This is a genomic window from Streptomyces eurythermus (assembly GCF_014649115.1).
Lineage (GTDB): Bacteria > Actinomycetota > Actinomycetes > Streptomycetales > Streptomycetaceae > Streptomyces > Streptomyces eurythermus.
The window spans coordinates 111245-134362 of record NZ_BMSK01000003.1 but is presented as its reverse complement, the minus strand read 5'-3'; the positions used below and the strand labels follow the sequence as shown (position 1 = coordinate 134362).

25 protein-coding genes and 1 riboswitch are annotated in these 23118 nt (G+C 71.5%); of the genes, 11 read left to right on the top strand and 14 right to left on the bottom strand.

The annotated features are described in order from the left end of the window. Nucleotides 1–1115 precede the first annotated feature (1115 nt). The 4 genes from groL to thrC form a co-directional block, all read right to left on the bottom strand. Nucleotides 1116–2738, bottom strand: a complete 1623-nt coding sequence (gene groL / locus IE251_RS06110; RefSeq protein ID WP_030779546.1) for a chaperonin GroEL — start codon at nt 2736–2738, stop codon at nt 1116–1118. Between the two features lie 309 nt (nt 2739–3047). Continuing rightward, nucleotides 3048–3251 carry a cold-shock protein gene (locus IE251_RS06105; RefSeq protein ID WP_004986573.1) on the bottom strand — a complete coding sequence of 68 codons (204 nt, stop codon included), beginning with the start codon at nt 3249–3251 and terminating at the stop codon, nt 3048–3050. 432 nt (nt 3252–3683) lie between these two features. Continuing rightward, nucleotides 3684–3959: a MoaD/ThiS family protein gene (locus tag IE251_RS06100; protein WP_189751863.1), complete on the bottom strand. Its 276-nt coding sequence runs from the start codon at nt 3957–3959 to the stop codon at nt 3684–3686. Further along, nucleotides 3956–5239, bottom strand: coding sequence for a threonine synthase (thrC, locus tag IE251_RS06095; RefSeq protein WP_189751862.1), 1284 nt, complete (start codon nt 5237–5239; stop codon nt 3956–3958). The genes IE251_RS06100 and thrC overlap by 4 nt, the downstream gene beginning before the upstream one ends. Before the next feature lie 18 nt (nt 5240–5257). Next, a riboswitch (SAM riboswitch) is annotated at nt 5258–5403 on the bottom strand. 157 nt (nt 5404–5560) lie between these two features. Between thrC and IE251_RS06090 the strand changes: the two genes are divergently transcribed. Both IE251_RS06090 and IE251_RS06085 read left to right on the top strand, forming a co-directional pair. Next, entirely contained in the window at nt 5561–6505 is a 945-nt protein-coding gene (locus IE251_RS06090; protein WP_189751861.1) for a glucosyl-3-phosphoglycerate synthase, read from the top strand. A gap of 74 nt (nt 6506–6579) precedes the next feature. Beyond that, entirely contained in the window at nt 6580–8019 is a 1440-nt protein-coding gene (locus tag IE251_RS06085; RefSeq protein ID WP_189751860.1) for an alpha,alpha-trehalose-phosphate synthase (UDP-forming), read from the top strand. Here IE251_RS06085 and otsB read toward each other — a convergent pair. From otsB to IE251_RS06070, 3 genes are all read right to left on the bottom strand, one after another. Beyond that, nucleotides 8007–8840, bottom strand: coding sequence for a trehalose-phosphatase (otsB, locus tag IE251_RS06080; protein WP_189751859.1), 834 nt, complete (start codon nt 8838–8840; stop codon nt 8007–8009). The two genes, IE251_RS06085 and otsB, sit on opposite strands and share 13 nt — an antisense overlap. 88 nt (nt 8841–8928) lie before the next feature. After that, nucleotides 8929–9153, bottom strand: a complete 225-nt coding sequence (locus IE251_RS06075) for a DUF3263 domain-containing protein (RefSeq protein ID WP_030779566.1) — start codon at nt 9151–9153, stop codon at nt 8929–8931. Nucleotides 9154–9188: 35 nt separating this feature from the next. After that, nucleotides 9189–10517 carry an ABC transporter substrate-binding protein gene (locus tag IE251_RS06070; protein ID WP_189751858.1) on the bottom strand — a complete coding sequence of 443 codons (1329 nt, stop codon included), beginning with the start codon at nt 10515–10517 and terminating at the stop codon, nt 9189–9191. Nucleotides 10518–10580: 63 nt separating this feature from the next. Here IE251_RS06070 and IE251_RS06065 point away from each other — a divergent pair, with 63 nt between their 5' ends. The 3 genes from IE251_RS06065 to IE251_RS06055 all read left to right on the top strand — a co-directional run bounded on the left by IE251_RS06065 (nt 10581) and on the right by IE251_RS06055 (nt 13836). After that, nucleotides 10581–11525, top strand: a complete 945-nt coding sequence (locus IE251_RS06065; RefSeq protein ID WP_189752157.1) for an ROK family protein — start codon at nt 10581–10583, stop codon at nt 11523–11525. An 86-nt stretch (nt 11526–11611) separates the two neighbouring features. Next, entirely contained in the window at nt 11612–12739 is a 1128-nt protein-coding gene (gene nagA, locus IE251_RS06060) for an N-acetylglucosamine-6-phosphate deacetylase (protein ID WP_189752156.1), read from the top strand. A gap of 122 nt (nt 12740–12861) precedes the next feature. After that, nucleotides 12862–13836, top strand: coding sequence for a 1-phosphofructokinase family hexose kinase (locus IE251_RS06055; RefSeq protein ID WP_189751857.1), 975 nt, complete (start codon nt 12862–12864; stop codon nt 13834–13836). A gap of 22 nt (nt 13837–13858) precedes the next feature. On the opposite strand, the gene IE251_RS06050 is transcribed toward IE251_RS06055, so the two are convergent. Together IE251_RS06050 and cdgB are read right to left on the bottom strand one after the other, a co-directional pair. Then, the gene (locus IE251_RS06050) at nt 13859–14818 is read right to left on the bottom strand and encodes a carbohydrate-binding protein (protein WP_189751856.1); all 960 of its coding nucleotides are present in this window, start codon (nt 14816–14818) and stop codon (nt 13859–13861) included. Nucleotides 14819–14935: 117 nt separating this feature from the next. Next, nucleotides 14936–16591 carry a diguanylate cyclase CdgB gene (cdgB, locus tag IE251_RS06045; protein ID WP_189751855.1) on the bottom strand — a complete coding sequence of 552 codons (1656 nt, stop codon included), beginning with the start codon at nt 16589–16591 and terminating at the stop codon, nt 14936–14938. Between the two features lie 449 nt (nt 16592–17040). Between cdgB and IE251_RS06040 the strand changes: the two genes are divergently transcribed. After that, complete coding sequence (locus IE251_RS06040) at nt 17041–17532, top strand: flavin reductase family protein (RefSeq protein ID WP_249459147.1); 492 nt, start codon at nt 17041–17043, stop codon at nt 17530–17532. Nucleotides 17533–17582: 50 nt separating this feature from the next. After that, entirely contained in the window at nt 17583–18041 is a 459-nt protein-coding gene (locus IE251_RS06035; RefSeq protein WP_189751853.1) for a GNAT family N-acetyltransferase, read from the top strand. Nucleotides 18042–18547: 506 nt separating this feature from the next. Here IE251_RS06035 and IE251_RS06030 read toward each other — a convergent pair. Both IE251_RS06030 and arfB read right to left on the bottom strand, forming a co-directional pair. Then, nucleotides 18548–19390: a sigma-70 family RNA polymerase sigma factor gene (locus tag IE251_RS06030; protein WP_189751852.1), complete on the bottom strand. Its 843-nt coding sequence runs from the start codon at nt 19388–19390 to the stop codon at nt 18548–18550. 88 nt (nt 19391–19478) lie between these two features. Then, entirely contained in the window at nt 19479–19916 is a 438-nt protein-coding gene (arfB, locus tag IE251_RS06025) for an alternative ribosome rescue aminoacyl-tRNA hydrolase ArfB (protein ID WP_030612215.1), read from the bottom strand. Nucleotides 19917–20134: 218 nt separating this feature from the next. Between arfB and IE251_RS06020 the strand changes: the two genes are divergently transcribed. Further along, nucleotides 20135–20710, top strand: a complete 576-nt coding sequence (locus tag IE251_RS06020) for a TerD family protein (protein WP_030779593.1) — start codon at nt 20135–20137, stop codon at nt 20708–20710. 50 nt (nt 20711–20760) lie between these two features. On the opposite strand, the gene IE251_RS06015 is transcribed toward IE251_RS06020, so the two are convergent. From IE251_RS06015 to IE251_RS06005, 3 genes are read right to left on the bottom strand one after another with little or no spacing between them, the layout of a single operon-like run. Next, the gene (locus tag IE251_RS06015; RefSeq protein ID WP_189751851.1) at nt 20761–21150 is read right to left on the bottom strand and encodes a hypothetical protein; all 390 of its coding nucleotides are present in this window, start codon (nt 21148–21150) and stop codon (nt 20761–20763) included. Further along, nucleotides 21147–21341, bottom strand: a complete 195-nt coding sequence (locus IE251_RS06010) for a hypothetical protein (RefSeq protein WP_189751850.1) — start codon at nt 21339–21341, stop codon at nt 21147–21149. Before IE251_RS06010 ends, IE251_RS06015 begins: the two co-directional genes overlap by 4 nt. Next, the gene (locus IE251_RS06005) at nt 21325–21618 is read right to left on the bottom strand and encodes a hypothetical protein (protein WP_189751849.1); all 294 of its coding nucleotides are present in this window, start codon (nt 21616–21618) and stop codon (nt 21325–21327) included. Before IE251_RS06005 ends, IE251_RS06010 begins: the two co-directional genes overlap by 17 nt. A gap of 107 nt (nt 21619–21725) precedes the next feature. Between IE251_RS06005 and IE251_RS06000 the strand changes: the two genes are divergently transcribed. From IE251_RS06000 to IE251_RS05990, 3 genes are all read left to right on the top strand, one after another. After that, the gene (locus IE251_RS06000; RefSeq protein WP_189752155.1) at nt 21726–22562 is read left to right on the top strand and encodes a helix-turn-helix domain-containing protein; all 837 of its coding nucleotides are present in this window, start codon (nt 21726–21728) and stop codon (nt 22560–22562) included. Next, on the top strand, nt 22559–22759 hold the full coding sequence (locus tag IE251_RS05995; RefSeq protein ID WP_189751848.1) for a DUF397 domain-containing protein: 201 nt from the start codon (nt 22559–22561) through the stop codon (nt 22757–22759). The genes IE251_RS06000 and IE251_RS05995 overlap by 4 nt, the downstream gene beginning before the upstream one ends. 83 nt (nt 22760–22842) lie before the next feature. Then, nucleotides 22843–23043 carry a DUF397 domain-containing protein gene (locus IE251_RS05990; RefSeq protein ID WP_189751847.1) on the top strand — a complete coding sequence of 67 codons (201 nt, stop codon included), beginning with the start codon at nt 22843–22845 and terminating at the stop codon, nt 23041–23043. Nucleotides 23044–23118: the final 75 nt, after the last annotated feature.

The following is a 23118-nucleotide window of genomic DNA, read 5'->3' as shown; positions in this document are numbered from 1 at the left end:
CGCGGACGCCCCCACCCGCACACCGGGCCAGTTAAGCGACTTACGCCCCGGTGGCAGGTACGCGGTCGGACTCCACAAGCACGCCCGGCCGGCTCGGCGGCCTGCGGCCCGGTGGCAGGTACGCGATCGCGCCTCGCCCGCACGCGGGCCAGCAAAGCGGCCTACGGCCCGGCGGGCGGCACGCGGACGCCCCCACCCGCACACCGGGCCAGTTAAGCGACTTACGCCCCGGTGGCAGGTACGCGGTCGGGCTCCACCAGCACGCCCGGCCGGCTAAGCGACTTACGCCCCGGTGGCAGATACGCAGACGACCCCACCAGCGCGCCGGGCCGGCAAAGCGGTCTCCGGCCCGGCGGGTGGCACGCAATCGCCCCCACCCGCACGCCGGGCCGGTTAAGCGGTCTACGGCCCGGTGGCAGGTACGCGGTCGGGCTCCACCAGCACGCCCGGCCAGCTCAGCGGCCCTCCGACCCGTGGCAGAGCCTGCGGGCGAGCGGGGCGGCTCACGGAAAGGGGGCGGGCGGCCCCATAGGCCCCCCGGCCTGCGCCAGCCAATCCAGCGGCGAAGGCGGGATACCGCCACGGCGGCCCTGACCGCGAAGGGCAAGGAAGCGCGGAGGCAAGAGGGCGGGGAGGCAAGGGGGCTAGTTATGGACAGGCATTCCAAAAACAACCCACCCCTCCACCAGCCCACCCGCCGGGACCACCGCCCAACCACCCAGCAACACCACGCACCACCCACCGGGCCGCAAGCCACCGAACCCACCCAGCGCCCCCGCCAGACGCAAGCGCGCAACCCCCGACCCACGATGCGAACGCAACCCACCACAGGGACCAACGGACCTGAGCCGGCCACTTTCCCCCGGCCGCCCGCTCGCTTCTCCCCCGTGCTGGAGTGAGGTGTGTCAAGGGTGGGCCGCAGGCCCATCGCCGAAGGCGACGCGCAGCGCCCTTGACTCACCTCACGGAAGCACGACACTCACCGAGAAGCGGGCGGCCCCACGGCAACCTCCCGACACCGGTCCGGCACCGGAAACGCCCGAGGGCGGTACCCCGGCCGGAAAGCCAGGAGTACCGCCCTCGTTCGTAGGACAGGAGATCAACCCTCAGGTCGATCAGAAGTCCATGTCACCGCCCGGCATGCCGCCGCCGGCCGGCGCCGCGGCCTTCTCCGGCTTGTCGGCGATGACGGCCTCGGTGGTGAGGAACAGCGCAGCGATCGACGCGGCGTTCTGCAGCGCGGAACGCGTCACCTTCGCCGGGTCGATGATGCCCTCGGCGACCAGGTCGACGTACTCGCCGGTCGCGGCGTTCAGGCCGTGGCCCGGGGTCAGGTTGCGCACCTTCTCCACCACGACACCGCCCTCGAGGCCGGCGTTCACGGCGATCTGCTTCAGCGGGGCCTCCAGGGCGATGCGCACGGCGTTGGCGCCGGTCGCCTCGTCACCCTCCAGCTCCAGCTTCTCGAAGACCTGGGAGGCCTGCAGCAGGGCCACGCCACCACCGGCGACGATGCCCTCCTCGACGGCGGCCTTCGCGTTGCGGACGGCGTCCTCGATGCGGTGCTTGCGCTCCTTGAGCTCCACCTCGGTGGCGGCACCGGCCTTGATGACGGCCACGCCGCCCGCGAGCTTCGCCAGGCGCTCCTGGAGCTTCTCGCGGTCGTAGTCGGAGTCGCTGTTCTCGATCTCGGCGCGGATCTGGTTGACCCGGCCGTTGACCTGCTCGGAGGAGCCGGCACCGTCGACGATGGTGGTCTCGTCCTTGGTGATGACGACCTTGCGGGCGCGGCCCAGGAGGTCCAGGGTCGCGTTCTCCAGCTTGAGGCCGACCTCCTCGGAGATGACCTCGCCGCCCGTGAGGATGGCGATGTCGCCGAGCATGGCCTTGCGGCGGTCGCCGAAGCCCGGGGCCTTGACGGCGACGGACTTGAAGGTGCCGCGGATCTTGTTGACGACCAGGGTCGACAGGGCCTCGCCCTCGACGTCCTCGGCGATGATCAGCAGCGGCTTGCCCGACTGCATGACCTTCTCCAGCAGCGGGAGCAGGTCCTTGACCGCGGAGATCTTGGAGTTGGCGATGAGGATGTACGGGTCCTCGAGAACCGCCTCCATGCGCTCCATGTCGGTCGCGAAGTAGGCGGAGATGTAGCCCTTGTCGAAGCGCATACCCTCGGTGAGCTCGAGCTCCAGACCGAAGGTGTTGGACTCCTCGACGGTGATGACGCCTTCCTTGCCGACCTTGTCCATGGCCTCGGCGATCAGCTCGCCGATCTGGGTGTCGGCGGCGGAGATGGACGCGGTGGAGGCGATCTGCTCCTTGGTCTCGACGTCCTTCGCCTGCTCCAGCAGGGCGGCGGAGACGGCCTCGACGGCCTTCTCGATACCGCGCTTCAGAGCCATCGGGTTGGCGCCGGCGGCGACGTTGCGCAGGCCCTCCTTGACCAGGGCCTGGGCGAGCACGGTCGCGGTGGTCGTACCGTCACCGGCGACGTCGTCCGTCTTCTTGGCGACTTCCTTGACCAGCTCGGCGCCGATCTTCTCGTACGGGTCCTCGAGCTCGATCTCCTTGGCGATGGAGACACCGTCGTTGGTGATCGTGGGCGCGCCCCACTTCTTCTCGAGGACGACGTTGCGGCCCTTGGGGCCGAGCGTCACCTTCACGGCGTCCGCGAGCTGGTTCATGCCGCGCTCGAGGCCGCGCCGCGCCTCCTCGTCGAACGCGATGATCTTGGCCATGTGAAGTGGTCCCTCCAGGACTGGGGGTGATTCCTTCGGACCGCGCCCGCGCCCGCGACGGACGGCTCGCCGGCCTCGTGGTTCCTTGCCCCACCCGGCCCGCGGGCCTCACCGACCCGGTCCTTCACTGTCACTCTCACCTTCAGAGTGCTAACGCAATGATTAGCACTCGGCATGGTCGAGTGCAAGCGCCCGGCCGGGTGGAGAGGTGCCCGTCAGCCGCCCGCGAACGCCGGAACCGGGAGCCGGCGGCGGGCATGGCGAAGGGCCCGCACCCTCTGCGAGGTGCGGGCCCTTCACACAAAACATTCAGGCGGTGACGCGAACCATGTCGGCCTGCGGACCCTTCTGGCCCTGCGAGATCTCGAACTCGACCCGCTGGCCCTCTTCCAGGGTGCGGTAGCCGTCCATCTGAATCGCGCTGTAGTGGACGAAGACGTCCGCACCACCGTCGACCGCGATGAAGCCGTACCCCTTCTCCGCGTTGAACCACTTGACGGTGCCCTGAGCCATGCCTAACTCCCCTATTACTGGCCCTTGCACAGATCCACACTTCGCGGACCCGGGTCAGACCTCACCCCCCAACTGGTCGGGGGCGTGCGCCGGAACGCGTCGACCGCGGCCGAATGTATCTGTCCAACTGCCGTCTGCAACAGGTCAATCGGACGAGAAATCTGGACGTCAGAGGTCCGGAATATGGCGAGAATTCACCCGACGTCAGGGCAAGTCGGGCCCCATAAAAGCCACAAAAGCCGCGCAGAACCCGCACAACTTGGCTGTTTCTTATCGGGCGCGCAGCATGTTTCACGGGCTCGCGACCACCCGATCGCGACCGTGTTCCCCAACTCTACCGCGTTCAATCACGCAGAATTGCCCCCTCCGTTTCTCTCACGGAGGGGGCAATCGAGTGGACGGTCAGTGACCGGATCTACCGCCGGTAAGGGATCAGCCGCCGGCGACCGCGGGGATGATCGAGATCCCCGCGCCGTCGGGGGTCGCGGTGTCCAGGCCCTGCTCGAAGCGCACGTCGTCGTCGTTCACGTACACGTTGACGAACCGGCGCAGCTTGCCCTGGTCGTCCAGGACGCGGGCGGCGATCCCCGTGTGGTTCTTCTCCAGGTCCGCGATGACCTCGCCGAGCGTGCCGCCCTCGGCCGGGACCTCGGCCTGGCCGCCGGTGTAGGTGCGCAGGATGGTGGGGATGCGAACGGTCACGCTCATGCGAGGCCAGCCTCTCGGAAGGAGTCCAGGGTCGGGCGGATGGTGGCGGTCAGGCCGGTGCCGGCCACCGCGTCCAGGGTCTTCAGGCCGTCGCCGGTGTTGAGGACGACCGTGGTCTTCGCAGGATCCAGCACGCCCGCCTCGAGCAGCTTGCGGGTCACGCCGACGGTCACGCCGCCCGCCGTCTCCGCGAAGATGCCCTCGGTGCGCGCCAGCAGCCGGATGGCGTCGACGATCTCCGGGTCCGTGACGTCCTCCACGGCACCGCCGGTGCGGCGGGCCACGTCCAGGACGTAGGGGCCGTCGGCCGGGTTGCCGATCGCCAGGGACTTGGCGATGGTGTCCGGCTTCTGCGGCCGTACGACGTCGTGGCCGGCCTTGAAGGCGGTGGAGACCGGGGAGCAGCCCTCGGCCTGGGCGCCGAAGATCTTGTACGGCCGGTCCTCGACCAGTCCGAGCTTGATCAGCTCCTGGAGACCCTTGTCGATCTTCGTGAGCTGGGAGCCGGAGGCGATCGGGATGACGATCTGGTCGGGCAGCCGCCAGCCGAGCTGCTCGCAGATCTCGTACGCCAGCGTCTTGGAGCCCTCGGCGTAGTACGGCCGCAGGTTGACGTTGACGAAGCCCCAGCCCTCGCCGGCCGGGTCGCCGATCAGCTCGGAGCAGAAGCGGTTCACGTCGTCGTAGTTGCCCTCGATGCCGACGAGTTCGCCGCCGTAGACCGCGGCCATGACGACCTTGCCCTGCTCCAGGTCGTGCGGGATGAACACGCAGGAGCGGAAGCCGGCCCGGGCGGCGGCGGCGCCGACGGCACCGGCGAGGTTGCCGGTGGAGGAGCAGGACAGGGTGGTGAAGCCGAAGGCGCGGGCGGCCTCCAGGGCCTGGGCGACGACCCGGTCCTTGAAGGAGTGGGTCGGGTTGCCGGAGTCGTCCTTGACGTACAGACCGCCGGTCACGCCCAGTTCGCGGGCGAGGTTGTCGGCCTTGACGAGCTTGGTCCAGCCGGGGTTGAGATTGGGCTTTTCGGCGACGTCGGCCGGGACCGGCAGCAGCGGGGCGTAGCGCCAGATGCTGGCGGGGCCGGCCTCGATGCGCCGGCGCAGTTCCTCGGTGTCGTAGGCGGAGAAGTCGTAGGCGATCTCCAGCGGGCCGAAGCACTCCTCGCAGGCGAAGACCGGTCCGAGGGGGACCCGGTGGCCGCATTCGCGACAGCTGAGGGCCGCTGCGGGACCGAGGTCCACGGTGGAGTCGCTGGTGGTGGCAACTGTCTGCACAGCCATGTGAGGCGAGGCCCTTTCTCCTCATCTTCCTCACGACGCATCTCGCCGTGAGACGGATTTGGCACCTTCCCTAGCCGGGAGCCTCGCTCGGAAGAAGACGAGAATCGGCTGGAGGGTTGCCGGGGCTTCATCGGGCCGTGTCCCTCTGCCCCTCTGGATGAGCTGTATGTGGTTGTCAACGCCGCTTGACCCCCCGACATGCGATGGTCATCGGCGTTGTTCAAGACTGTAACCGAAGGCCAGGACAGTTGAGATAGTCGTCCGAACCGCGAGATGCATCACACGGCGACGTGTGGTGGTGACAGTGAGGAGCCGCCGACCGTGCTGGAAGAAGTCGAGCGCTGGCTGAGCCGCCGCTCCTGGTCCGTGGCCGACCGTCCGCCGCACCAGGTGCTGGCCGCCAAGCAGCGCACGGGCCAGACGATCAGCGTCGTACTGCCCGCCCTCAACGAGGAGGAGACGGTCGGCGACATCGTCACCGTCATCCGCCACGACCTCGTGGAGCAGATCCCGCTCGTCGACGAGATCGTGGTCGTCGACTCCGGCTCCACCGACCGCACCTCCGAGGTCGCCGCGCGGGCCGGCGCCCGGGTCGTCCACCGCGACGAGATCCTGCCCCGCATCCCGGCCGTCCCCGGCAAGGGCGAGGTGCTGTGGCGCTCGCTGCTGGTGACCGGCGGGGACATCGTCTGCTTCGTCGACGCGGATCTGCGGGAGTTCTCCTCCGACTTCGTGCTCGGCATCGTCGGGCCGCTGCTCACCGACCCCGGCGTGGACCTGGTCAAGGCGATGTACGACCGTCCGCTCGCGGGCTCCGCCGGGCAGGGCGGGCGGGTCACCGAGCTGATGGCCCGGCCGCTGCTGAACATGCACTGGCCGCAGCTGGCCGGTTTCGTGCAGCCGCTGGGCGGCGAGTACGCGGCCCGCCGCTCGCTGCTGGAGCAGCTGCCGTTCCCGGTGGGGTACGGCGTGGAGCTGGGCATGCTGGTGGACGCGCTGCACCTGGTCGGCCTGGACGCGCTGGCCCAGGTCGACGTGGGGGTGCGCAAGCACCGCCACCAGGACGGCCAGGCCCTCGGCCGGATGGCCGCCGCGATCTACCGCACGGCCCAGCTCCGGCTGGCCCGGGGGCATCTGGTGCGGCCGGCGCTGACCCAGTTCGAGCGGGGCGAGGACGGTTTCGAGCCGCGTACCTACTCGGTGGACACCGAGGAGCGTCCGCCCATGGTGGAGGTCGCGGAGTACGCGGAGCGGAAGGTGGCGTGAACGGGCCGTACACGGCCGGCTTCGCAGGTGGATCGCACGTTTGAGGGTTTACGGGCCGGGCTAGGTTGAGGCGTATGGCTTCCACGCGCACCTCTGTCGGCAAAGCTCGGGTACTGGTCGCCTCCAACCGCGGCCCGGTCTCCTATCAGGTACGCGAGGACGGTTCGCTCGACGCCCGGCGGGGCGGCGGCGGGCTGGTCTCGGGACTGTCCGCCATCGGGCCGGACGCGGACTCGGTGTGGGTGTGCGCCGCGCTGGGCGACGGCGACCGGGCGGCCGTCCGGCGCGCCGACGGCGGGCTGCTGCCGGTGGAGGAGACCGGTGGGCAGCGGGTGCGGATGCTCGACATCGACGCCTCCGTGCACGCCGAGGCGTACAACGGCATCGCCAACTCGGTGCTCTGGTTCGTCCACCACCTGCTGTACCAGACCCCCCTGGAACCGGTGTTCGACGCGGACTTCCGCCGCCAGTGGGCCTCGTACCAGGCGTACAACCAGGCGTTCGCCGAGGCGCTGGCCGAGGAGGCGGGCGAGGGCGCGGCGGTGCTGATCCAGGACTACCACCTGGCGCTGGCCCCCCGGATGCTCCGCCGGCTGCGGCCCGACCTGCGCATCGGCCACTTCTCGCACACCCCGTGGGCCCCGCCGGACTACTTCCGGCTGCTGCCCGACGACATCGCGGCCGAGCTGCTCGGCGGCATCCTGGGCGCGGACCGGGCGGGGTTCCTCACCCGGCGCTGGGCGGACGCCTTCACCGTCTGCTGCCATGAGGTGCTGGGGCCCGGCATCCCCACCGGCACCCGGATCGGGGTGCACGGGCTGGGCGCGGACGCGGACTTCCTGCGCGAGCGGGCGCACCGGGATGACGTGGCCGAGCGGATGGCGGCGCTGCGCGAGGAGATCGGCGAGGGACGCCGGACGATCGTCCGGGTGGACCGCACCGAGCTGTCCAAGAACATCGTGCGCGGACTGCTGGCGTACGAACAGCTGCTCGACGACCGCCCCGAGTGGCGGGAGCGGGTCGTCCACGTGGCGTTCGCCTACCCCTCCCGCCAGGACCTCGCCGTGTACCGGGACTACACCGACGAGGTGCGGCGGGTCGCTGACCGGATCAACGAGCGGTACGGCACTCCGGGCTGGACCCCGGTGGTGCTGCACGTGAAGGACGACTTCGCGCGCTCCCTGGCCGCCTACCGGATGGCCGACGTGGCGCTGGTGAACCCCATCCGGGACGGCATGAACCTGGTCGCCAAGGAGATCCCGGTGGTCTCCGACGAGGGCTGCGCGCTGGTGCTGTCCCGGGAGGCCGGGGCGCACGAGGAGCTGGGCGAGGACGCCTTCACGGTGAACCCGTACGACATCACGGGCACGGCGCGGGCGCTGCACGAGGCGCTGACCCTGCCGGCGGAGGAGCGGGCGGCCCGCTCCAAGCGGCTGGCCGCCGCCGCGACCGCGCTGCCGCCCGCCCGCTGGTTCCTGGACCAGCTCGAGGCCCTGACCGCTCAGCCGAGCTGAGCGGCGAGCGCCCGCAGCAGTCCTACGACCCCCTCCGGGCCGTCCACCACCAGGTCGGCCCGCTTGGCCAGTTCGGTGACCTCCGTGCTGCCGCTGCACACCAGCAGGCCGGGGACGCCCTCGGCGCGGAGGGTGTCGACCGCGGCGAAGGCGGGCAGGTCGCCGAGGTCGTCGCCGGCGTAGACGACACAGCCGGCGCCGACGGCACGGGCGTGGTCGAGGAGGGCCACGCCCTTGTCCATGCCGGGCGGGCGCAGCTCCAGCACCAGGCGGCCGGGCTCGACGATCAGCCCGTGCCGGGCGGCGAGGTCGGTGAGGGGGGCGCGCAGGGACTCGAAGGCGCCTTGGGGGTCGGCGGCCCGGCGGGTGTGCACCGCGAGCGCCCGGCCCTTCTCCTCGATCCAGATGCCCTCGCCGGTGCCGGCCCGCTCCAGCAGGCGGGGCAGCTCGGCGCGGGCGGCGGCCACGCCGGGGTGCGGTGGCGGTGCGGTGACGGTGCCGGTGGCCGCGTCCCAGCGTTCGGCGCCGTAGTGGCCGAGGACGGTGAGGTGCTCCAGACCGGGGACGCCGGCGAAGCCGCCGTAGCGGACGGCGACCTCGGGCGGGCGGCCGGTGATCACGGCGACGGAGGCGATCTCGGGGGCGAGGGCGGCCAGCGCGGGGACGGCGCCGGGGTGGGCGCGGGCCTGCTCGGGGTCGGCGACGATGGGGGCGAGGGTGCCGTCGAAGTCCAGGCCGATCAGCGCGGTGCGGGGCCGAGCGAGCAGCGCGGCGAGCCCGTCGCGGCCGGACTGGGTCTGCGGGGTGGGCAGAGGATCCATACCGCGACAGTATCCGGCGCGGGCGGGGCTCACGCCTGAGCCGAAGCTCACGCCTGCGCCGGAGTTCACGCCTGTGCCGGAGCCCGGGTCAGCGCTCCGCCCGCCGGGCCTCCCGGATCCGGCGCAGGCGGTTGACCGTGACCGGGTCGTGGGCCAGGGCGCGCTCGTCGTCCAGGAGGGCGTTGAGCAGCTGGTAGTAGCGCACCGGGGAGAGGTCCAGTTCCTCGCGGATGGCGCGTTCCTTCGCGCCGGGCCCGGGAAAGGCCCGGCGCTCCAGCGCGAGGATGGCTTTTTCGCGGCTGCCCAGTTCCATGCCGGCCACCGTAGCGGCCGGCGGGGAGGCGGTGCTCAGTTCGCGGTGGTGCTGTCGGCCGCCGTGGCCGTCGCCTGGATCCGGGTCAGCACGCCGTTGGGGCTGCCGTTCGGGGCGACGGCCTGGCCTATGTTCTGCTTCACGGCCGCGCTGACCGCCGCCCAGGAGGTCTTGCCGACCGGGTAGAGCTCGGTGCTGGGCAGCTCTTCCAGGAAGGGGCGCAGGGCCTTGTCGGCCGCGTCGTTCGACGTGCTCATGGCGTTGGAGGCGGAGCTGGTGACCGGCAGCAGCCCGTAGGTGCGGGAGAAGTCGAGGACGTTCTTGTCGTTGTAGACGAAGTCGAGGAAGTCGCCGACCTGGTCGCGGTGACCGTTCTTGAAGGCCATCATCCAGTCGGTGACGCCCATGGAGGCCCTGGCCTTGCCGGTGCGGCCCGGCGTCGGCACGGTGCCGAACTTCACGCCCTTCGCGGCGGCCTGCTGGATCAGCGTGGGGTGGCCGTTGAGCATGCCGACCTGGCCGTCGGCGAAGGCGGCGAAGGCGTCGGCGCGGTTCAGCTTGCCGGGGGCGACCGGGCCGGTGAGGCCCTTGCCGACCAGGTCGTCCTTGAGCCAGGTGAAGGTGGAGACGTTGGTGGCGGAGTCGATGGTGTAGGTGCCGATGTCGTCGGTGTAGCCGCTGCCGCCGTTGCCGCCGGCGAGCAGCCACTGCATGGTCTCGGCCTGCGCCTCCTCCGGGCCGAGCGGCAGCGCGAAGGGGTACTTCACGCCCTTGTCCTTGAGCGCCGCGGCGTCGGCGGCCAGCTCGGCCCAGGTGGTGGGCGGGGTGATGCCGGCCTTGGCGAACAGGGTCTTGTTGTAGAAGAGCACGCGGGTGGAGGCGGCGAACGGGATGCCGTACTGGGTGAACTTCCACTCGCCGGCGTCGGAGAGCTGGGAGAGGAAGTTGGCCTGGGTGCGGATGGAGAGCAGCTCCGAGGCCGGGTAGAGCTTGCCGGCGGCTGCGTAGTCGGCGTAGGCGCCGATCTGGGCCAGGTCGGGGGCGTGCCCGGCGTCGACCATCTCCTTGACCTTGCGGTCGACGTCGTTCCAGGAGTAGACGCTGACCTCGACCTTCACGTCCGGGTGCGTGGACTCGTAGTCCTTGACCAGGTCGTCCCAGTACTTCTTGGAGCTGTGGGCCGGCGAGTCGCCGTAGTCCGCGGCGACCAGTCTGAGCGTGACGTCGGAGGACCCCGTGCTCCCGCAGCCGCCGAGGACCGCCGCCATGCCCAGTGCGGACGCCACCGCGATCGTTCCTGCCGTACCCCGACGCACCCTCAAAGCCCCAACCCTGCCGTCTGACCGTTCAACATATGGACACATAAGGTCTACACCACGTGAGTGGACTAGACCTCTCGCGGGTGGGAGGGTCACACTAGCCCCGTGGTGAGACATGTCATCGCCCTGGACGTGGGCGGTACCGGGATCAAGGCCGCCCTCGTCGGCGCCGACGGCACGCTGCTGCACCGCGCCCGCCGCTCCACCGGCCGGGAGCACGGCCCCGAGGCGGTCGTGGCGGGCATCCTCGACTTCGCCACCGAGCTGCGCGCCCACGGCGTCGGCAGTTACGGCGAACCGGCCGGCGCGGCCGGCATCGCCGTCCCCGGCATCGTCGACGAGCGGGACGGCACCGCCGTCTACTCCGCCAACCTCGGCTGGCGGGACGTACCCCTGCGCTCGCTGCTCGCCGACCGGCTCGGGATGCCGGTCGCCCTCGGGCACGACGTGCGCACCGGCGGCCTCGCCGAGGGCCGGATCGGCGCGGGCCGGGGCACGGACCGGTTCCTGTTCCTGGCGCTGGGCACCGGGATCGCCGGCGCGATCGGCATCGGCGGGCGGGTGGAGGCCGGCGCGCACGGCTTCGCGGGCGAGATCGGCCACATCGTCGTACGGCCCGGCGGCACCGACTGTCCCTGCGGGCAGCGCGGCTGCCTGGAGCGGTACGCCTCCGCCGCCGCCGTCGGCGCGGCCTGGGCGGCTGCCTGCGGCGACCCGGACGCGGACGCCGCGGACTGCGCGCGGGCCGTCGCGTCCGGTGACCCGAACGCCGTCCGGGTCTGGCAGGAGGCGGTGGACGCGCTCGCCGACGGACTGCTCACCGCCGTCACCCTGCTGGACCCGCGCACGCTGATCATCGGTGGCGGGCTGGCCGAGGCGGGGGAAGTGTTGTTCCGGCCGCTGCGGGAGGCCGTCCGGCGCCGGATCACCTTCCAGAAGGCACCCGCCCTCGTCCCCGCCGCCCTCGGCGACAGCGCCGGCTGCCTGGGCGCGGGGCTGCTGGCCCGCGATCTGCTGACGATCACTCCTACGACTCCGGAGGTAAGCACCTGATGGCAACCGAGCGGGAAACTCCGGCCCCGGACGGCGCCCCGAGAGGGGCGCGGGGAACTGCGCGCTCCGCCACGACGACGCCGCAGGTGCTCACCGGCGCGCACGTGGTGCTGCCCACCGGGACCGTGGAGAACGGCCGGCTGGCGATCGACGGCACCCGCATCGCCGCCTCGGCACCGGCCGGCGCCGAGGTCGTCGACGTCACCGGGCACTGGCTGGTCCCCGGCTTCGTGGACATCCACAACCACGGCGGCGGCGGCGCGTCCTTCGCGGGTACGGCGGAGCAGGCCATGACGGCCGTGCGCACCCACCGGCTGCACGGCACCACCACGCTGGTCGCCTCCACCGTCACCGACGAGATGGACCTGCTGGTCCGCCAGGCCGGGCTGCTGAGCGAGCTGGCCGAGCAGGGCGAGATCGCGGGCATCCACTTCGAGGGCCCGTTCATCTCGCCGTGCCGCAAGGGCGCGCACTCCGAGTCGCTGCTGCGCGACCCGGACCCGGCCGAGGTCCGCAAGCTGATCGACGCGGCGCGCGGCCACGCGAAGATGGTCACCCTCGCCACCGAACTGCCCGGCGGCATCGACTCGGTGCGGCTGCTCGCCGAGCACGGGGTGATCGCGGCGATCGGGCACACGGACGCCAGCTACGAGCAGACGGCCGAGGCCATCGACGCGGGCGCCACCGTCGCCACCCACCTCTTCAACGCCATGCCCGCGCTGAACCACCGCGCGCCCGGACCGATCGCCGCGCTGCTCCAGGACGAGCGGGTCACCGTCGAGCTGATCAACGACGGCGTCCATCTGCACCCGGCGGCCCTGGAACTGGCGTTCCGGCACGCGGGCGCGGAGCGGGTCGCGTTCATCACCGACGCGATGGACGCGGCCGGCAGCGCCGACGGCCGCTATCTGCTCGGTCCGCTGGAGGTCGAGGTCAGCGAGGGCGTGGCCCGGCTGGTGGAGGGCGGCTCGATCGCGGGCTCCACGCTCACCCTGGACCGGGCGTTCCGGCGCGCGGTGACCGTCGACAAGCTGCCGGTGGAGGACGTGGTGACCGCGCTGTCGGCCAACCCGGCGCGCCTGCTCGGCCTGGACGACCGGATCGGCTCGCTGGAGCCCGGCAAGGACGCGGACCTGGTCCTGCTGGACGCGGACTTCGCGCTGAAGGGCGTCATGCGGCGGGGCGAATGGGTGGTAGCGCCCCAACTGCCCTGATCCGTAACCCCGTCGAGGAGACGGTGGCCGGTCCGCGCACTGGGCCGGTGGCCGTCTCTTTGGCATGATCGAGGCCCCGGACACCCAAGACATCGCAGGGACTTCGAGGGAGGTCGGCCCGGGTGATCCTCACGGTCACACTGAACACCGCTCTCGACATCACCTACCGCGTACGGTCGCTGCGGCCGCACGCCACCCACCGCGTCTCGGAGGTCGCCGAACGCCCCGGCGGCAAGGGCGTGAACGTGGCCCGGGTGCTGGCCGCGCTCGGCCACGACGTGACGGTCACCGGCTTCGCGGGCGGCCACACCGGCGCGGTCCTGCGCGCGATGCTGGCACCGGCGCCGACGGCCCCCGTGGCGCGGGAGCAGGGGGGCGCGGACGCGCCCGGTGCCCTGGTGGACGCGCTGGTGCCGGTCTCCGGGGCGACCCGGCGCACGGTCGCGGTGGTGGACGAGCGCACCGGTGACACCACCCAGCTGAACGAGCCGGGCCCGCAGATCTCCCCGGCCGAGTGGGCGGCCTTCCTCGGCCGGTACCAGGAGCTGCTGCCGGGCGCCGAGGCGGTGGCGCTGTGCGGGAGTCTGCCGCCGGGGGTGCCGGTGGGGGCGTACGCGGGCCTGGTCCGCGCGGCCCGCTCCGCCGGTGTGCCGGTACTGCTGGACACCAGCGGGGAGGCGCTGCGCCGGGGGGTCGCCGCCCGGCCGGACATCATCAAGCCGAACGCCGGGGAACTCGCCGAACTCACCGGCTCCCACGAACCGTTGCGCGCCACCCAGGACGCCCGCCGGCGCGGGGCGCACGCGGTGGTCGCCTCCCTCGGCGCGGACGGCCTGCTCGCCGTCACCCCGGAGGGCCACTGGCGCGCCGCCCCGCCCGCCCCCGTCCGCGGCAACCCCACGGGCGCCGGCGACTCGGCGGTGGCGGGCCTGCTCTCCGGCCTGGTGGACCGCCTCCCCTGGCCGGACCGCCTGGCCCGCGCGGCAGCCCTGTCGGCGGCGACGGTACGGGCCCCGGCGGCGGGCGAGTTCGACCACGCCGCGTACGCGGAACTCCTCGGCCGGGTCCGGGTCACGGGGGCGGCCAGCGCGGCCTAGCCGGCCGGCGACCTGACCGGTTCTAGCTGGTGACGCGGCCCTTCTTGATCCACATCTGGTCCAGCAGGACGTTGCACTTGTCGCCGGGCTGGCAGGAGATCGAGATGGTGTTGCGGCCCTTGTCGAGGGTGGGCCACACATAGGAGTGCGTCCAGCCCTTGGCGAAGTCGCCGTCGGGGGCACTGCGCCAGTTGCGGAACCCGATCTTGCTGCCGAACTCCTTGCCGTTGACGGACACCGTCATCGACTGGTCCTCACCGGTCACGCTGTACCGCGTGAAGATGGTGTACGCGCCCGCCTCGGGGATGTTGTCGACCGTCCAGGTCACCGACGCGCCCGCCGTGTTCAGGCCGCCCACGTAGGTGCCGCCGGCCGCCTGCGCGCCCTGGACGTCCGAGGCCGCGGCCGCGCCGCCGGACAGCTGGACCGAGCCGCTCGCGGCGTCGGTCTTCGGCAGTTCACCGGCCGTGGGCGAGCTGCTGCCCGTCGGGCTCGGGGACTGGCTCTGGGACTGGGTGGGGGCGGCGGTGGCCTGGTTGCCGGACTCGTCGTCGTCGGTGTTGCCGTTGATCATCGCGACGCCGATGCCGATGACGACCGCGGCGACCACGGCTATCGCGCCGATCAGCAGGCCCTTGGTGTTCGGGCCGCGGCGGCCGGGCGCGGGCGGCGCGGTCCGGTGGCCGGCCGGGGGCGCGCCGCCGGGCAGCGTCTCCGGGGCCTGGTAGTGGGCGTTCGGCTGGCCGTAGGCACCCTGCTGCGGAACGCCCTGGCCGTACGTGCCCTGCGGCTGCTGGCCGTAGGGCCCCGGCTGCTGGCCGTACCGGCGCTCGCCGACCGCGCGCACCCTGCTGACCGAGTTCGGGTAGCCGTAACCGCCGCCGGACGGCGGCTGGGCTCCCCGGGCCTGGCCGTCTGCGTACAGGTAGCCGAACGGGTCGTCGTCCTCGGGCGTGCTCGCGCCGTTGTCGCCGGGCGTCATCCCTTGGTACTCCTCAACAGGTGCGTGCGGATGGGGTACGGGTTGGAATGGCGAGCCTACCCGCTCTCCGTCCCCCAAACGGGTGACCGGGATCGCGTCAACCCGCTGACCTGCGGTTCATCCCGCGCGGCGATGCTGTTTGGGACGAGATCGTTTCTCTACGTACATCCGCTCGTCGGCGGACTTCAGCACCTCGTCCGCCGTCATGCCGCAGTGCGCCCAGCCGATGCCGAAGCTCGCGCCCACCCGGACGGACCGGCCCTCGGCCCGGATCGGCTGGATGATCTCGTTGCGCAGCCGTACGGCGAGGTCCTGGGCGTCGGCCCGGCCGAGGCCGTCGGCGAGGATCACGAACTCGTCGCCGCCGAGCCGGGCCACCGTGTCCCCGTCGCGGACCCCGTTGCTCAGCCGCCGGGCGACCTCGATGAGGACCGCGTCGCCCGCGTTGTGCCCGAACCGGTCGTTGATCGACTTGAAGCCGTCGAGGTCGCAGAAGAGGACCGCGAGGCCCTTGGCGCCGTCGTCGCGGCCGTCCTCGGGGGCGACGGTGTGCACATGGTGGTCGTAGGCGTCGTACGCCTCGGCGCCCGGTGCGAAGTCGAAGCCGTGGGCGGCCGGGATGTCGTGGGCGGGGTGGCCGTAGGCCGCGTCCAGGGAGTCCGGGGCGCCGGCGTGGGCGGGGCGCCGGCAGAGCCGGGCCGACAGGCGCGAGCGCAGCTCGGCGGAGTTCGGCAGGCCGGTCAGCGAGTCGTGGGAGGCGCGGTGCGCGAGCTGGAGTTCGCGCCGCTTGCGCTCCTCTATGTCCTCCACGTGGGTGAGCAGGAAGCGCGGCCCGTCGGCGGCGTCCGCGACCACGCTGTTGCGCAGCGACACCCAGACGTAGCTGCCGTCGCGGCGGCCCAGGCGGAGTTCGGCGCGCCCGCCCTCGGCGGAGGTGCGCAGCAGGGTGCCGATGTCCTCGGGGTGGACGAGGTCGGCGAAGGAGTAGCGGCGCATCGCGGAGGCGGGGCGGCCGAGCAGCCGGCACAGCGCGTCGTTGGTGCGCAGGATGCGGCCGTGCTGGTCGCCGCCCATCTCGGCGATGGCCATGCCGGAGGGAGCATATTCGAACGCCTGTCGGAAGGACTCCTCGCTGGCGCGCAGGGCCTGCTGCTCGCGCTCCAGACGGATCAGGGCGCGCTGCATGTTGGAGCGCAGGCGGGCGTTGCTGATCGCGATGGCGGCCTGGAAGGCGTACATCTGGAGGGCCTCGCGGCCCCAGGCGCCGGGTCGGCGGCCGTTGCGCGGCCGGTCGACGGATATGACGCCGAGCAGCTCGCCGCAGGCGCCGCCCTGGACGCCGGGGGTGTACATGGGCGCGAAGAGCCGGTCCGAGGGGTGCCACTCGTCCTCGAAGCGCGGCTCGGGGCCGTCGGTGAACCACTGGGGGACGTCGTCGTCGTCCAGGACCCAGCCCTCGGTGTGCGGTATGAAGATCAGGTCGCCCCAGCGTTCGCCCATGGTCAGGCGCCGCTCCCAGGACTCGCGGGAGCCGACCCGGCCGGTGATCAGGGCCTCGGCGGCGGGGTTGCCGGAGAAGGCGGCGACCACCAGGTCGCCGTCGGGGCGGACCATGTTGACGGCCGCCATCTCGTAGCCGAGGGCGTTGACGGCGCCGTCGGCGACGGTCTGCAGTGTGTCCGCCAGGTTGCGTGCCGTGTTGATGTCGGCCATGACCTGGTGCAGCTGTCGCAGGGACGCAAGACGGACATACGGCTCCGACTCGGTCTCCATGCTCGCCCTCCCCCCGAGACCTCGCAGCGAATCAAGGGTTGCCTTCGGCGCTTCTCCCGCGTGGTCAGCGGTGGCTCTTCGTCATGCTGTGCGCGTTGTCCTTGCGGCTCCCCGCCACTGAATCACAGCGCGCTGCCCACTCGGTACACAGGGTCAACAATTCCCGCCTCTTGTGACTCAAGTCACAAGGAAACGTGAACAATTGAGTGCAGTTTCTGCGTTTGCCCCGTGTGATTCCCGAAGACACACGGTGCGCGCCCGTTCACATCATGCACGCGGCGAACGCGCCGCTGGTCCTCGCGACCTAGGACCCGGCTCGGGCCAGGGCCCGATGCCGGCCGCACCGGGCGAAGACTAGCGTTTCCGGCGTGCTGAAGACTCCCTCCCCCACCACCCCCCTGCCTTCCGGGCATGCTGAGGGGGTGAGCAACGACGAGTTCCGGGCCGCGATGTCCCGGCTGGCCGCGGGCGTGGTCCTGGTCACCGCGCAGGAACCGCCGCTGGACCCGGACGACCCCCACGCACCGGGGGTGGAGGACGTCGGCATGACCGCCACCGCGTTCCTGTCGGTCTCCCTCGACCCGCCGCTGGTCATGGTCAGCCTGCGCGAGGGCGCCCGCATGGACGACCTGCTCGCCGAACAGCCGCTGTGGGCGGTGTCGGTCCTCGCCGAGAGCCAGCGGCACATCGCGGGCCGCTTCGCCATGAAGGGCCGGATCAGCGACCGGCTGCTCTTCGAGGACATCCCCTACCGCCGTGGCGAGGTCACCGGCGCCCCGCTGGTCGGGGGCGCGCTGGCCACCCTGGAGTGCCGCACCGAGCAGCGGGTGGCCGCCGGGGACCACACCCTGGTCATCGGCCGCGTCCTCACCGCGCGCGTGCCCAGCGCCGAGGGCGGCCCGCTGCTGTACTTCCGCGGCCGCTACCGGCAGCTGGGCTGAGCCGGGAAATTCCGTGGCCACGGCGGGGCCGGCGTGCCTACGGTGCGCCGATGACACCTCGCCTGGAAGTGGTGACCCCACGGAACTTCGAGACCGCCGTCGCCCTGCGCGTCCGCCCCGACCAGGAGCACGCCGTCGCACCGGTGGTGCGGTCGCTCGCCGAGGCGTACGTCCACCCGGACGGCGTCGCCTGGCCCCGGCTGATCACCGACGACGGCCGGGCGGTCGGCTTCCTGATGGCCTACTTCGGCATCGACTGGCACGGCGACGGCAGCCTGTACCGCTCCGGGCTGTGGCGGCTGAACATCGCGGCGGGCGAACAGGGCCGGGGCTACGGCCGGTTCGCCGTGGACGCGGTGGCCACCGAGATCCGCCGCCGCGGCGGCACCCACCTGTACGCCAGCTGGCACCCCGGCCCGCACGGCCCCGGCGACTTCTACACCCGCCTGGGCTTCCGCACGACCGGGGAGACGGACGGGGACCAGGTGGTGGGGGTACTGGAGCTGTGAACGGGCGCCCGCCGGGCGGTTCCTGGCGGAGGGAAACGTGACCGGGCCGGCCTCGGCTGGACGTGACCGGGCCTGGCCTGCTCGGCTGGACCAAATCCGGCCGGTCCGACCCGGCTGCGCGGGGTTTCCGCCGGAACCGGCGGCCCACGCCGCGCCACACCGCCGGCCGACCGGACCCGCCAAGCCGGACCCCAGCCCAACCAGACCCCAGCCAAGCCGGACCCCAGCCCAACCAGACCCCAGCCAAGCCGGACCCCAGCCCAACCAGACCCCAGCCAAGCCGCCCAATCGGACCCGCGCCAAGCCGGACCCCAGCCCAACCAGGCCCTCAGCCCAACCGGGCTCACGCCGTGCCGTACCCCCAGCCGACCGGCCCCCGCCAAGCCGCATCCCCGGCCGGGACAGGCCCTCGCCGAGCCGTACCCGCCCATGGCCGGTCCCGGCGGGGCGGGCCATCGCCGGGACCGGCCTCCGCCCCGAACCGCCCCCCAACACCGGCCCAGGGGCTACGCCTCCTCCACCGTCAGTTCCGCCAGGCGGGACGGGTCGGTGATGATGTCGATCTCCGTGATGCGGTCGGCGACGAAGGTGAAGGTCAGGACCTGCGTCACGCGGCCGTCGGCGAACAGGGCCAGGCCCGTCGCGCCGTCGATCAGCGCGGGCCGCGCGAGCCGCGCCAGGTGGGCGAAGCTCGCCGCGCCCGCGGCGACCCGCGCCGCACCGCTGTTGACACCGGACTCCGAGCGGGCCACCACATCCGGGTCGAGCACCGCGAGCAGCCCCTCGAAGTCGCCGTCCCGCGCGGCGGCCAGGAAGGCGTCCACCACCCGCCGCTGCCGGGCCAGGTCGGCCTCCGGCGCCTCGACCCCCCGCACCCGGCGCCGGGCCCGGCTGGCGAGCTGCCGCGCCGAGGCCGGGGTACGCCCGAGGATGCCGGCGATCTCCTCGAACGGCACGCCGAACATGTCGTGCAGCACGAACGCCAGCCGCTCGGCGGGCGAGAGCGTGTCCAGGACGACCAGCAGGGCGAGCCCCACCGAGTCGGCGAGCAGGGCGCGCTGCGCGGGGTCCGGCTCCTCGGACGGCGCCGGCAGCCGGCTCTCCAGCGGCTCCTCGCCCCGCGAGCGGCGGGAGCGCAGCATGTCGAGGCAGACCCGGCCGACCACGGTCGTCAGCCAGCCCCCGAGGTTGGTCACCGCCTCCGTGTCGGACCGGCTCAGCCGGACCCACGCCTCCTGGACGGCGTCCTCGGCCTCGGCGGCGGAGCCGAGCATCCGGTAGGCGACGGCCCCCAGGTGCCCCCGGTACGCCTCGAACCGCTCGGCGAGAAAGTCGTTGTCGGTCGTCATGGCGGGTCGGGCCTCTTCCGTCGTGGTCCTCGGTGCTGTCACCGACTCTGACGACGGAGCGGCCGCGGATGTGACAGCGGCCCGCCCGCTACCCCCACTCGCGGCCCGACCGGCCCCGCTTCGTCTCCGAGCGCTGCTTCTTCTCCCGCAGCCGGCGTTCGTTGATGCCACGCGGGATACGGGTGGGCTTGCGGGGCTTGGGCGGGGGCGCGGTGGCCTCGGCGAGGAGCGCGGCGAGGCGTACGGCGGCGGCCTCCCGGTTGCGCCACTGCGAGCGGTGCTCGGAGGCCCGTACGGTCACCACCCCGTCCACGAGGCGGCCGGCCAGCCGGTGCAGCGCCCGCTCCTTCCACACGGGCGGGAGCGCCTCGGTGCGCGCGAGGTCGAAGCGCAGCTCCACCTGCGAGTCACTGGTGTTGACGTGCTGCCCGCCGGGCCCGGACGACCTGGAGAAACGCCACATCAGCTCGGCCTCGGGCAGCGAGACCGAACCACGGATGAGATAGGGCCCGGACATGCCCTCCATGTTCCCGGTCCGGCCCGGCGCACGTCACCTGGATTTCCGGCCCCCGGTCCACCCCGCCGGGAGCGCCCTGCTCGGGGCTCGGTAAAAAAGGTAAAGCGATCCGGAACCCAGGGGACACCCCGCGTCGTTGTCCCGGGTGACGGTAGCTTCGTCGGCATAGCTCCGTCGGCACAGATGTGCGCACATACGCACGGGTATCCAAGGAAGGGACTCCCAACATGGCTGTAAGCCTGTCCAAGGGTGGCAACGTCTCGCTCACCAAGGAGGCTCCGGGCCTGACCGCCGTCACCGTGGGCCTCGGCTGGGACGTCCGCACCACCACCGGCACGGACTTCGACCTGGACGCCTCCGCCATCGCGGTGAACACGCAGGGCAAGGTCTACTCGGACGCCCACTTCGTGTTCTTCAACAACAAGCAGACCCCGGACAACTCGATCGTCCACACGGGTGACAACCGCACGGGCGAGGGCGCCGGCGACGACGAGGCGATCAACGTCGACCTGGCCGCGCTCCCGGCCGACGTCGACAAGATCGTCTTCCCGGTGTCCATCTACGACGCCGAGAACCGCGGCCAGAACTTCGGCCAGGTCCGCAACGCCTACATCCGCATCGTCAACCAGGCCGGCGGCGCCGAGATCGCGCGCTACGACCTGTCCGAGGACGCGGCCACCGAGACGGCCATGATCTTCGGCGAGCTGTACCGCAACGGCGCGGAGTGGAAGTTCCGCGCGGTCGGCCAGGGCTACGCCTCGGGCCTGGTCGGCATCGCCCAGGACTTCGGCGTCAACGTCTGACGGTAGGCACACATCCGAAGACCCCCCAAGTCGCCTTTGGGGGGTCTTCTTCATGGGCGGACGAGACCGTCGTCGGGGAACTCGCCCGCCGATCGCGCCGGCGCTTCGAGGTCCGCGTGATCCCACTCGCACTTCCCGGGATGGCCCTTGTAGATCGTGCAGGACGATCCCAGGGGCGTTTTGGTCTTCAGGCAGACCTCGGCATCGACGATCCACTGCGTTCCCGGGTCATCGCGCCAGCACAGGTACACGTCCTTCTCGAGCTCCGAGCCGCTTCGCAGCCACGTGGCATGGAACTCGTGTTCTTCTTCACCCAGCACACACCGGAGGTCGTCCAGGAAAGCCCAGTCGACTTCACCGTGGTCGGCGCAGGGCAGTCGTTGGGCCAACCGGAAGGTGTGATCCTTGATTTCGCAGGTGCTGGTGCAGCGGAAGGTCATCCCCTGACCACCCTTGCCTGCACACCGGCCTCGATGGTGAGCGCGAGTTCTTCGGCCGCCTCGATCCCGATGCACTGGACGGCCAGGAAGCCGCCCGCGGGGTCGATCAGCACGTCCACGATGGCGCCGGCCCGCATGATGGCCTTCTCCAGGTGGGCCCGCGCCCTGACTGTCCTAGGCGGATGTTCCATTGACCGCCTCCTCCGGGTGCCGCTCGCGGAGGGACAGCCCGTCCTTCAGGAGATCGAGGAGGTCGCGGGCCTGAACGACGTTGCAGTCACCGAGCCGGACCACCCAGCGGCGGTTCTCGGCGGGTGACAGCCGGGTGTGGAACTGCGGAAGCCTGATACCGGCCTGCGCCAGCACCGCGTCCAGGGCGAAGGTGATCTCCCCGACTTCTAGCGTCTGCCGGATTCCGAGGCTCTTCTCGCCGTCAACTTGTGCCGGTTCGTTCAGTCTTTCGGGCACGAATGCTCCTCTCCGTAGCACTGCGACTACCGGACGGGTTCAGCATGGGACTGAACCTGGGAACCGTTCAACGTGTTGGCAGGGAAGGGAAGGTTGGTGAACGGCTGTTGAATCGCAAGGAGTTGAACCCCGAGGCGTCGCCGCAGGCAGCGTTCGGCGCGCGTCTGCGCAGCCTGCGGGAGGCCCGTGGCTGGACCCAGGACGACCTGGCCGTCCTGACGGAATATTCCAGCGTGCATATTTCGGCCGTCGAAACTGGTCGGAAACCTCCGACCCTTCGCTTTTCGCGTAGCGCGGACAGAGCATTCGACCTCACAGGCACCGCAGACTCGTTCGAGCGCGAGTATCGGCAGATCCAGCACGGCAGCCTGCTGGAGGGCACCCCCGAGTACATCAAGTGCGAGGCCAGGGCAGCGGAAATCCGGCTGTACGAAATCGGGGTCATCCCCGGCCTGCTCCAAACACCGGAGTACGCGCGCGTCTTGGCGGAGAGTGCCGTGCGACGAGGCACCATCACCCCCCAACAGGCGGAGGAAAGACTCTCGTCTCTGGCGGAACGGCAGGCGGATCTGGAACGCGGCCGCATCCCCTCGATACTGGTGGTGATGGATGAGAGCTGCATCCGCAGACAGGTCGGCGGTACCAAGGTCATGAGGGCCCAGCTCGACCGGTTGGAGGGGTTCGCCGAGCTGCCGAACACCGTGCTCCAGATCGCACCCTTCGGCATGGGTGAGCGTCGCCCGTTCAACCTGCCTGTCTACCTGCTGACGATGCCGGACCTGTCCGTGATCGCGTACGCGGAATCGCAGATGCGAGGCCACTTGGAGCGCGAATCGGCAGCCGTAATCCCGCTGTTGGCGGGCTACCATCAGTTGCAGGCCGATGCTCTGCCCCAGGCTGCATCGGTGGCCGTGATCAAAGAGGCAGGAAAGGGCACCCCGTGACAACCGAGTCCCCCCGCTGGTTCAAGTCCTCCTACAGCGATAACGGCGGCGTCTGCATCGAGGTCGCCACCAACCTCGTCGCCGCCCACAACGTGGTCCCCGTCCGTGACTCCAAGAACACCGACGGCGCCGTACTGCACTTCACCGCCGATACCTGGACCTCCTTCCTCGCGTACGCCGCCGACCAGAGCGTCTGAAACCCCGCTCGCTACCGCCTCCTCCTTCCGCTGTAGTGGGAGGAGGCGCGCGCCCCCACCAGACCGGCACGAAAGGGCACCCCATGACGACCGAGGCCCCCCGCTGGTTCAAGTCCTCCTACAGCGGCAACGGCGGCCAGTGCATCGAGGTCGCCACCAACCTCGCCCCCACCCACGACGTCGTCCCCGTCCGCGACTCCAAGAACGCCGACGGCGCCGTACTGAACTTCACCACCGGCACCTGGACCTCCTTCCTCGCGTACGCCGCCGACCAGAGCGTCTGAATACACCCGCTTGGTACGCCTGTCGCGTCGGACGGGCCGAACGTGTGCGGGCCGTCCGCGTGACAGCCGCCCGGC